The organism is Curtobacterium sp. Csp2 (assembly GCF_013347165.1).
Genome location: NZ_CP054593.1, coordinates 2,129,243 through 2,138,182, shown reverse-complemented (window position 1 = coordinate 2,138,182; position 8,940 = coordinate 2,129,243). Strand labels below are relative to the sequence as shown.

At 72.9% G+C, this 8,940-nt stretch carries 7 protein-coding genes; all 7 read right to left on the bottom strand.

All coding sequences use genetic code 11. The features are described 5' to 3' along the window. Nucleotides 1-269: 269 nt before the first annotated feature. Nucleotides 270-830: a MerR family transcriptional regulator gene (locus HUN59_RS10420; protein WP_058729221.1), complete on the bottom strand. Its 561-nt coding sequence runs from the start codon at nucleotides 828-830 to the stop codon at nucleotides 270-272. A 202-nt stretch (nucleotides 831-1,032) separates the two neighbouring features. Further along, entirely contained in the window at nucleotides 1,033-1,737 is a 705-nt protein-coding gene (ftsR, locus tag HUN59_RS10415) for a transcriptional regulator FtsR (RefSeq protein WP_144801519.1), read from the bottom strand. Next, nucleotides 1,737-2,216 (bottom strand): FHA domain-containing protein, encoded by a 480-nt coding sequence (locus HUN59_RS10410; RefSeq protein WP_058742405.1) that lies wholly within the window; start codon nucleotides 2,214-2,216, stop codon nucleotides 1,737-1,739. Before HUN59_RS10410 ends, ftsR begins: the two co-directional genes overlap by 1 nt. A 198-nt stretch (nucleotides 2,217-2,414) precedes the next feature. Beyond that, the gene (locus tag HUN59_RS10405; protein WP_174778304.1) at nucleotides 2,415-4,064 is read right to left on the bottom strand and encodes a chitinase; all 1,650 of its coding nucleotides are present in this window, start codon (nucleotides 4,062-4,064) and stop codon (nucleotides 2,415-2,417) included. Then, entirely contained in the window at nucleotides 4,064-6,529 is a 2,466-nt protein-coding gene (locus tag HUN59_RS10400; RefSeq protein ID WP_174778303.1) for a glycosyltransferase family 2 protein, read from the bottom strand. The genes HUN59_RS10405 and HUN59_RS10400 overlap by 1 nt, the downstream gene beginning before the upstream one ends. A gap of 222 nt (nucleotides 6,530-6,751) precedes the next feature. Beyond that, nucleotides 6,752-7,732 carry a FecCD family ABC transporter permease gene (locus HUN59_RS10395; protein WP_144801528.1) on the bottom strand — a complete coding sequence of 327 codons (981 nt, stop codon included), beginning with the start codon at nucleotides 7,730-7,732 and terminating at the stop codon, nucleotides 6,752-6,754. Further along, a partial coding sequence (locus HUN59_RS10390) for a FecCD family ABC transporter permease (protein WP_368076160.1) occupies nucleotides 7,729-8,940 on the bottom strand: 1,212 nt, incomplete at its 5' end. The genes HUN59_RS10395 and HUN59_RS10390, both read right to left, overlap by 4 nt.

Here is an 8,940-nt window from a genome sequence, read left to right as displayed (position 1 = left end):
CGGCGTGTCCTGCTCGCTCGACGGGTACCGCTGTCCGTCCGCACGGCGCCGCGGCCGAGGCCTCGGCTGCACGGCGCTCGACCGTGCGCGCGCGTGAAGCGGGACGACCGTCGGCGCCGAACGTGCAGGACACACCGTGCGCTGACCGCGCTGTGTGCAATGGTCGTCGCCGACGAGGGTCGAGCGGGACAGATCTGGCTCGCTCGCCGACGCCCCCGGCCGACCCGCGCCGGGCCGCGCGACGGGCCTAGGCGGCGCCGCCCTCGGCGTCAGGACGCGCGGGAAGCGCGGCGCGCTGCGAGCTCGTCGTCGGGGTCGGCCGCCGGGGTGGCGTCGAGCTCGACGAGGGAGCTCTCGACCTCGCGCAGGACCTTGCCCACCGCGATGCCGAAGACGCCCTGGCCGCGGGACACGAGGTCGATGACCTCGTCGTCGGAGGTACACAGGTAGACCGAGGCGCCGTCCGACATGAGCGTCGTCTGGGCGAGGTCGGACACGCCCGACTCGCGGAGCTGGTTCACGGCGGTGCGGATCTGCTGCAGCGAGATGCCCGTGTCGAGCAGACGCTTCACGAGCTTGAGCACGAGGATGTCGCGGAAGCCGTACAGCCGCTGCGACCCGGAGCCGGCGGCCCCGCGGATCGTCGGCTGGACGAGCTCGGTGCGGGCCCAGTAGTCGAGCTGGCGGTACGAGATGCCGGCTGCACGGGCGGCGACGGTGCCGCGGTAGCCGTTCTGCTCGTCGTGTTCGGGGAGACCGTCGGTGAAGAGCAGGCCGAGGTCGTACCGGGTCATCTCGGACTCGGTACCGGGGGTGTCAGTCCCACTCATGTGCATGCCTTCCACGACGTTCGAGCTCACACCCGAAGGTTCAACGACGGGTTGAGAGTTGTTCCGAGGTCCACGGTAGCGACTCGGACGCGGTGCGCCCGGTACATCCGCCCCGGCGCGTCCGGCGTGTCGAGGATACGCCCCGACCACCGACGACCGACAGGTGCAGCTGTCCGCCGGAGCAGGTCGATCGACCGGGGTGTCATCCGTCGAGACGACCGATGGCCGAGCGGATCAGGCTCGACCGGATGACCTCGAGGTGCGCTGCGATCTCCCGTGCGAGCTCGGTGGCCTTCGCCCGCGAGGTGGCGTCACCGCGACGGGACACCGGCATGAGGGCGGACTCGATCAACCCGACCTCGCGCTCGGCCACGCCCCGCATGGTGCGGAGGTGCCGCGGCTCGATGCCGGTCCGCTGCAGTTCGACGAGCGCCTTGAGCACCGCGACCGAGTCGTCGGCGTAGGTGTCCGCGGCGGGGAGCAGCGAGGCCGAGACGGCGTCGGACAGGAGCATCGGCGTGGCCCCGGCCGCCCGGATGGTCTCGTCCCGCGTGAAGCGCCGCTCTCGCGCGAGGATCGACGGCTTCGGCGCGTCCCCACCACCGGGGAGGACGGGGTCGCGCCCCGCGTCGAGGTCGGCGAGGTAGTCCTTGATGACCTTGAGCGGCAGGTAGTGGTCACGCTGCAGGCCGAGCACGATGCGGAGCCGCTCGACGTCGGCAGCCGAGAACTTCCGGTAGCCGCTCGCCGTGCGGATCGGCGTGACGAGCTCGCGTTCCTCGAGGAAACGCAGCTTGGAACTCGACAGGTCCGGGAACTCGGGCTTGAGGCGTGCGATGACCTGCCCGATGGTGAGCAGGTCCGGGACCGCGGACCCCGCCCGGGCCGCGGCGGACCGCGCCGCCACTACGCGTTCGCCAGGCGCGCCAGGTCGACCCGGGAAGCGTAGAAGGTGAGGCGGAACTTGCCGACCTGGACCTCGGACCCGTCGGTGAGCAGCGCTTCGTCGATGCGGACGCCGTCGAAGTACGTGCCGTTGAGCGACCCGTTGTCCTTCACGCTGAAGGCCGTCCCGTGCCGCAGGAACTCGGCGTGCTTGCGCGAGACCGTCACGTCGTCGAGGAAGATGTCGGCGTCCGGGTGGCGCCCTGCCGTCGTGACGTCGGAGTCGAGGAGGAACCGCGCACCCACGTTCGGACCGCGGCGCACGACGAGGAGCGCCGAACCGGACGGCAGCGCGTTGATCGCGTCGCGTTCCTCGGTCGAGACCCCCGACTCCGCGGTGAGTGCTGCCCCCATGTCCATGCTGAAGGTCAGGGTGGTGTCGACCAGCCGCTGTTCCGGGGTCTTCTGACCGTCCGGCTGCGGGACCACTGGCTCTGGCATCGTGGACCTCCTCCTCTTGGCGCACCAGCGTATCGGAAACGGGTGACTCTCCGGCAGCCCCGAACGGGGCCGTGGACAAGTCGGGGTCACGCGTACAGCGAACGTACCGGGAACACACCGATGTCGGCCTGGAGGCACGGTGCCAGCTGGCACCGTGCCTCCAGGCCGCCGACCGGCCAGAAGTCGGTCACTGCCCGGTCACCGCCCGACGGACGGCGACGCGGTCGGTGATCCCGTCGGCGCAGTGGATGCCGGTGCGGACGGCTCGCCGGAGGCGGCCGACGACGGGATCGGCTTCCCGGCCCGCTGGTCCGCGAGGATCCGCTCGATCTCCGCGTCCTTGAGCCGCACCCAGGGCGACCCGTCGGGGTCGCTCGTCGACGCCTCGGGGCTGTCGCCCGTGTTCCACCACTTCGCCTGGTACGGCACGCCGTGGAACAGGACCCGGTCGCCGGTGTCGTGGACCGCCTCGCCCGACCAGGCCGGGAAGGTCCCCACCGGGAGCGTCAGCGGCTGCACCGGGCGCTCACCCGGCAGGACCGGGCCCACGAGCCGCCACGGCGTCTCGTACGCGCTGAGCACCGGGTCGTCGGGCAGGTCACCGGACGTCCACCACTTCGCCTCGTAGACGTTGTGGTGCCAGACGATCTTCGTGCCCTCGAGGTAGGCGGCGTCCGCGCTCCACACCGGGTACGGGCTCGTCGAGGGGTCGTCCGTCGGCTGCTCGGTGGCGCTCGGCTCGGCCGTCGTCACGTCACCGGCCGCCGCGGTGATCCGGCCGCCGAAGCCCTTGCCGAGCACGTCCGCGAAGAGCTGGCCGCCCTGGTCGACCCCGGAGCACGAGTTCGACACGGTCGACAGGTTCACGTAGTTCGTCCCGCACGTGGTGTCGCGGTTGAGCGACCACATGGACATCCGGCCGAGCCCCTGGTCGCGTGCCCAGGCGTTCAGCTTCCGCGCGTCGGCGAGCCCGAAGACCTCGTCACGGACGTCGTTCTGCCCGATCATCGGCGTCGCGCCGACCTTCCGCCAGAGCGTCGCGTCACCGAGGGGCGTGCCCGCACGGTCGTACAGGACCCCGAGCTGCCGGTGGACCTCCTGCAGGGTCTGCACCGAGGCCGAGTACATGCTCTGGCTCGACCCCTTCCCCTCACCGAAGTCCATCGTCATCGCGTTGACACCGGCCAGGTCGACGCCGGCGGCCAGGAACTGCGACACCGCCGTCGTGCCGTCGGTGGTCAGCCCGGACGGAGCGGCCGGCAGGGTCAGCCACACGGCGAGGGGGTGCCCCGCCGCCCGGCGTGCCTTCTGGAGCTCGGCGACCGCCGCCGCGCGGCGCTCCCCCGCGGCGCGGTTCGTCAGGTCGTCGCCCTCGACGTCGAAGTCGACGGTGCTGACGTCGTACCGCTGCACCACCGACGCGTACGCGGCGACGAGGTCCTTCGGGTCGGTGCAGGTCGTCGCGAGCTCGTCGTTCGCGAGACCGCCGAACGAGACGCCGACCTCGCCGTCCTGCTGCTCGAGCCGTGCGATCCGGCGATCGAGGTCGAGCGTGTCCGCGGCGCCGTCCAGCGTGTACGCGGAACCCCAGGTCGGCGTGCAGGCGGCGTCGTGGTCGGCGACCACGAAGGACAGCATGACGTCGCGGCCTCGGGCGGACTTGACGTCCTCGAACGCGAAGGTCGGCGTGACCGTCACGTCGGTGTAGGCCGCGAACCACGGCTTCTCGGACTCGGCGGCGTGGGCGGACTGCCAGCGGTCGAAACCGACGTACCCACCGGCACCGACGGCGACGACGGCCAGGACCGCGACGGCGACGCGGAGCGGCGACAGGCGACGCGCGGCCATCAGGCGGCGCTCCGCTCGTCGGCGCGGGCGGTGCCCTGATCGGCGCGGGCCGGGCCCTGCTCGGCGGCGCGGGCCGCCCGGCGGCTGTCCGGCGCCGCGGCGTGCGGCGACCGGACGGCCTGCGGACCCGGCGTGACGACGTGCTGCTCGGTCAGGGTCCGGCCGCGGTCGCCGAAGTACAGCACCGCGCGCCAGTCCTCGGTGACGACCGCCGGCTCCGGCACGAGCCCGCGGCGCGCCCGGCGCCGCTCGCTCCGTGCGGCCTTCCGGGCCTCGCGACGGGAGCGCCGCGCCTCCGGGTCGTAGTACATCCACGCCGTCGCCCACATCCAGACGTCGACGACCGAGTTCCACACGCCGATGTACGCGACGATCGCGTACGAGGCGAGGACCGCGTTGAACACCGCGAAGGCCGCGTTGCCCCAGTTGTGCGCCTGGGCGTCGCGGGCGAACGTGAACACCGAGAACAGCACCATCGCGTACGGGGCGAGGACGTAGAGCGCCGGGGCCGCCGTCCGGTCGCGGACCTTCGGCGTGCGGGCGAACGGGATCTTCTTCGCCGTGAGCATCTGCTGGACGCTCTTGAGCACCCCGGCGACGTTCACCGGCATGAGCACGAGGTTGAAGCCGTAGATCCGGAACACGTCCGAGCGCTTGTAGCCGCAGTACCGCAGGTCGCTGCCGAGCAGCCAGAAGTACGGCAGCGCGGCGAGCAGGACCATCGGGCTGAGGAGCCGCGAGTCGTACGGGTAGGCGAGCAGGAAGATCAGCCCGAACGACGCCCAGGCGATCGACGCCATGTAGTTCACACGGAGTGCCATCTCGACGACGCCGACCCGTTCGCCCCGGGCGCGACGCTCGCGCACCTGCCGGATGTACTTCGGCAGGATGAGGAGCCCGCCGTTCGCCCAGCGGCGGCGCTGGACGACGAGCGACCCGAAGTCCGGCGGGGTCGCGCTGTACGACAGCCGCTCGGGGTAGTTCACGAGGGTCCAGCCGTGCATGCCGAGGTCCACGCTCGACTCGGTGTCCTCGATCACCGTTCGGTCCTGCACGAACCGGCGGACCTCGAAGCCGCCGACGGTCTCGACCTCCTCGATGTCCCGCAGCGCCCGCGTCCGGATCACGGCGTTCGCGCCGACCCAGAAGGTCGCCGCGTACCGGGACATGCCCTGGTGCAGGATGTGCTGGATGTCGGTCGTCGCGCCCGCGAGCCGCTCGATGCGGGTCGCCGCGCCCCGGAAGGACGAGTACGGCGTCTGCGTCACCGCGACGCGCTCGTTCTCGGGCTGCTCGAGGAAGTACACGAGCCGGAGGCAGTAGTCGCGGAGCAGGACCGAGTCGGCGTCGAGGGTGAGCAGGTAGTCGGACGCGGGGACGACGAGGTCCGCGGCGGACTCGTCGGCGACCGGCCGGAGCACGGTGCCGGAAGCGGTCTCCTCGGCGGCGTAGGCCCCGCCGAGCAACCCGATGTATGCGTTGAGGTTCATCGCCTTGTTCGCCTCGTGCGACAGGTTCGCGTAGCGCTTCCGCTCGAACGTCGTGACCTCGGCGGTGAACGTCCACGCGAGTCGGCGGTGCAGCTCGAGCACGCGCTCGGACGTGACCTCGGTGACCGTGCTCCCGCCGGCGACGGCGCTGTCGATCGCGGCCCCGAGGGCCTCGGCGGTCAGCCGGAGGTCGTCGGCGAGCCCGGTGAGCACCTGGTCGTGGAAGAAGTGGTCGACGTGGTCGACGACCTCGTGCTCGCGGGCGTGCCGCCGGAGCCACGCGTCCGCCCAGCGGTGGTGCTCGACGAGGGCGCGCAGGGTCTCGACGCTCGCGCACGGGGTCCGGGACGCCTCGACCTCGGCCGCGAACAGGGCCTCCTGGAACCGACCGGACGGTGCGGCGAGCTGCTGCTGGATCGTCGTGGCGACGGCCCGGGTGCGGTCGAGCTTGGCGGCGGTCTCCGGGTCGGTCGGGAACGGGGCGTCGTCGACGAGCAGCACGATGCGGAGCGCGGGGTACTCCTGCAGCGCGGCCGACCACAGCGTCGTCGCGACGACGTCGGGTTCCTCGGCGTAGCTCGGCACGAGGACGGTCATCGGTGCGGTGTGACCGGTCGCGAAGTGGCGGTCGAGCTCGGCGCGGGGCACGCGGACGTGGGTCGCGAAGCGCTCGAGGGCACCCTGGCGGGCGACCAGGTGCATGAGCGCCGAGAACGTCAGGAACGTGACGACCACCAGGTACGACAGCGCCTCGGTCGTGAAGCGGAAGCTCTCCGTGCCGTAGTCGAGGAACTGCCGGATCACGGTGTACACCACGTAGGCGACCCAGAAGGCGATGGTCAGGATGATGGCGACCCGGCCGGAGACGAGCTTCCGGTCGCTGGGTCGCGCGTGCAGGGTGTCGAGCGGCTGGGTCCGCCGCTCGGAACCCCACTGCCGGCGTCGCGCGGGGACGGCGCCTCGGTGTTCGGTCATGTCGGTCGTCGTCCTTCGGTGCACGTGGACCAGCGGCCCGTCGGGTCGGGAGCTGTCGGGGAGCCCGTGCGGTCGCGACGACCGTACGGCCGACGGTCGGCTCGCGGGGACCCTCGGACGGGGGGTCGACGGGGTGTCGTGCGGGAAGCCGTCAGGACGTTGCGCGACGCCGCTGCGGACCATGCGGGAGGACGCAGCAGCGCGCGCCCGCGACCGGCGGCGTCAGCGCCCGCGCGCCAGCAACCAGAGCAGGTACGGCGCGCCGACGACCCCGGTGACGACACCGACCGGCAGCGCGTTCCCCGGGATGGCGAACTGCGCGACGAGGTCGCTCGCGAGCGTGATCGCCGCACCGACCGCCGCGGTGACCCCGAGCGCGACCCGCCCGTTGCCGACCAGTCGTCGTGCGATCGGCGCGGCCATGAGTGCCACGAACGCCACCGGCCCCGCGGTCGCCACGGCCCCCGCGGTCAGGCACACCGCGGTCAGGAGCAGGAGCACCTTCGCGCGGTCGGGTCGGAGTCCGAGTGCGGCCGCGACCTCGTCCCCGAGGGCGAGGACAGTCAACCGGCGCGACTGCACGAGGGCGGCCGCGAGCAGGACGACGACCGCGACGCCGAGGATGCCGACGAGCCCGCGGTCGACGGCGTTCAGGCTGCCGGACAACCACAGGAGCGCCGTGCCGGCCTGCTGCACGCTCCCCGAGGTGAGCATCCACCCCGTGATGCTCAGGCAGATCGCGGCGACCCCGATACCGACCAGCACGACCCGGTTGCCGGTGATCCCCCGCCGCCAGGACAGCGCCGCGATCACGATCGACACGAGCACGGCCCCGACGACCACGACGGCGAACAGCGTCCCGCCGCTCGCGCCGAACAGCACGATCGCGGTGAGCCCGGCCGCGCTCGCCCCGGACGTGATGCCGATCACGTCCGGGCTCGCGATCGGGTTCCGGACCACGCTCTGCACGATGCCCCCGGCGACCCCGAGGGCCGCCCCGACGAGCACGGCGCCGGCGACCCGCGGACCGCGGAGCTGCCCGATCACGAAGTCGGAGACCGTGTCGCCGTGCCCGACGAGCGCGGCGCCCACCTGCAGCGGCGACAGCGGGATCTCCCCGACGCCGAGCCCGACGGTCACCAGGGCGACGAGGACCAGGAGGACGGCGCCGAGGACGGTGACCTCGCGGCGGACGGCGCTCACAGGCCGGTCACCACGCGCGAGCGGACGAGCCAGATGAACACCGGCGCACCGATGAGCGCGGTCACGATGCCGACCTGCAGCTCCCCCGGGTACGCGACGACCCGGCCGACGACGTCGGCGACGAGCAGGAGCGCGGGCGCGACGAGGGCGGACAGGAGGATCGTCCAGCGTTGGTCGGGTCCGCTCAGTCGGCGGACGGCGTGCGGCACGGCCAGGCCCACGAAGGCGATCGGCCCGGCGGCGGCGACGGCCGACCCGGCGAGCAGGACGGTCACGACACCGCCGACGACGCGCACGAGGACGACCCGCTGCCCGAGCGACGCCGCGAGCTCGTCACCGAGCGCGAGGGTGTTCAGGGAACGGCCGAGTCCGGCGGCGACGACGAGCCCGACGAGCACCGGCACGGCGATCACCCCGGCCGTGCCGAGGTCCTTGCCGGCGAGCGCCCCGACCTGCCAGAACCGCAGCTGGTCGAGCAGGCTCTGGCTCGTCACGAGGACCGCCGTGGTGATCGACGACAGGGCGGCGGCCACGACGGCCCCGGCGAGCGCGAGCCCGACCGGTGAGAGGCCTCGGCGAGCGAGCGCGGCGACCCCGTAGACCAGGAGCGCGGCGAGTCCGGCGCCGACGAACGCGAAGGGCAGGTACGCGGCGGTGCCGCTGATGCCGAACACGGCGATGCCCACCACGACCGCGAGGGCCGCCCCGGCGTTGATGCCGAGGACGCTCGGGTCGGCCAGGGGGTTCCGCGTCACGCCCTGCATGACGGCACCGGCGACCCCGAGGGCGGAGCCGGCGAGCAGCCCGACGACGGTGCGGGGCACCCGGTTGCCGAGGACGATGAGCCCGATCTCGTCCTGCCGTCCCGGGTGCAGGACCGTGTCGATCGTGACGACGCCCTTCTTCTGCGCGGCGGTCGCGGCGGTGGCGGCCGACTCGGTCGCCGTCCCGGAGCCGGTGCCCGTGCCACCCGTGCCGCTGCCGTCGCCGGTGCCGCCGGTCCCGTTGCCGTCGCCGTACCCGGGGACGGTGAAGCCGTTCGTCCCGGACCCGCCCGTGCCGGTGCCGGAGCCGGTGCCGGGCAGGCTGCCCTGCGTCTGGCTCGACGTCGTCGTGGTGTGCTGCGAGGACTGGCTCGACGTCGTCGTGGTGTGCTGCGAGGACAGGCCGAGTGCCGTGCCGCCCGCGGCGCCGAGGATCGCGAGCGC

Excerpts from the sequence above, each read along its gene's own strand:
- HUN59_RS10420 (WP_058729221.1), bottom strand. The coding sequence starts at position 830 with ATGAGTGGGACTGACACCCCCGGTACCGAGTCCGAGATGACCCGGTAC.
- HUN59_RS10410 (WP_058742405.1), bottom strand. The coding sequence starts at position 2,216 with ATGCCAGAGCCAGTGGTCCCGCAGCCGGACGGTCAGAAGACCCCGGAA.
- HUN59_RS10405 (WP_174778304.1), bottom strand. The coding sequence starts at position 4,064 with ATGGCCGCGCGTCGCCTGTCGCCGCTCCGCGTCGCCGTCGCGGTCCTG.
- HUN59_RS10400 (WP_174778303.1), bottom strand. The coding sequence starts at position 6,529 with ATGACCGAACACCGAGGCGCCGTCCCCGCGCGACGCCGGCAGTGGGGT.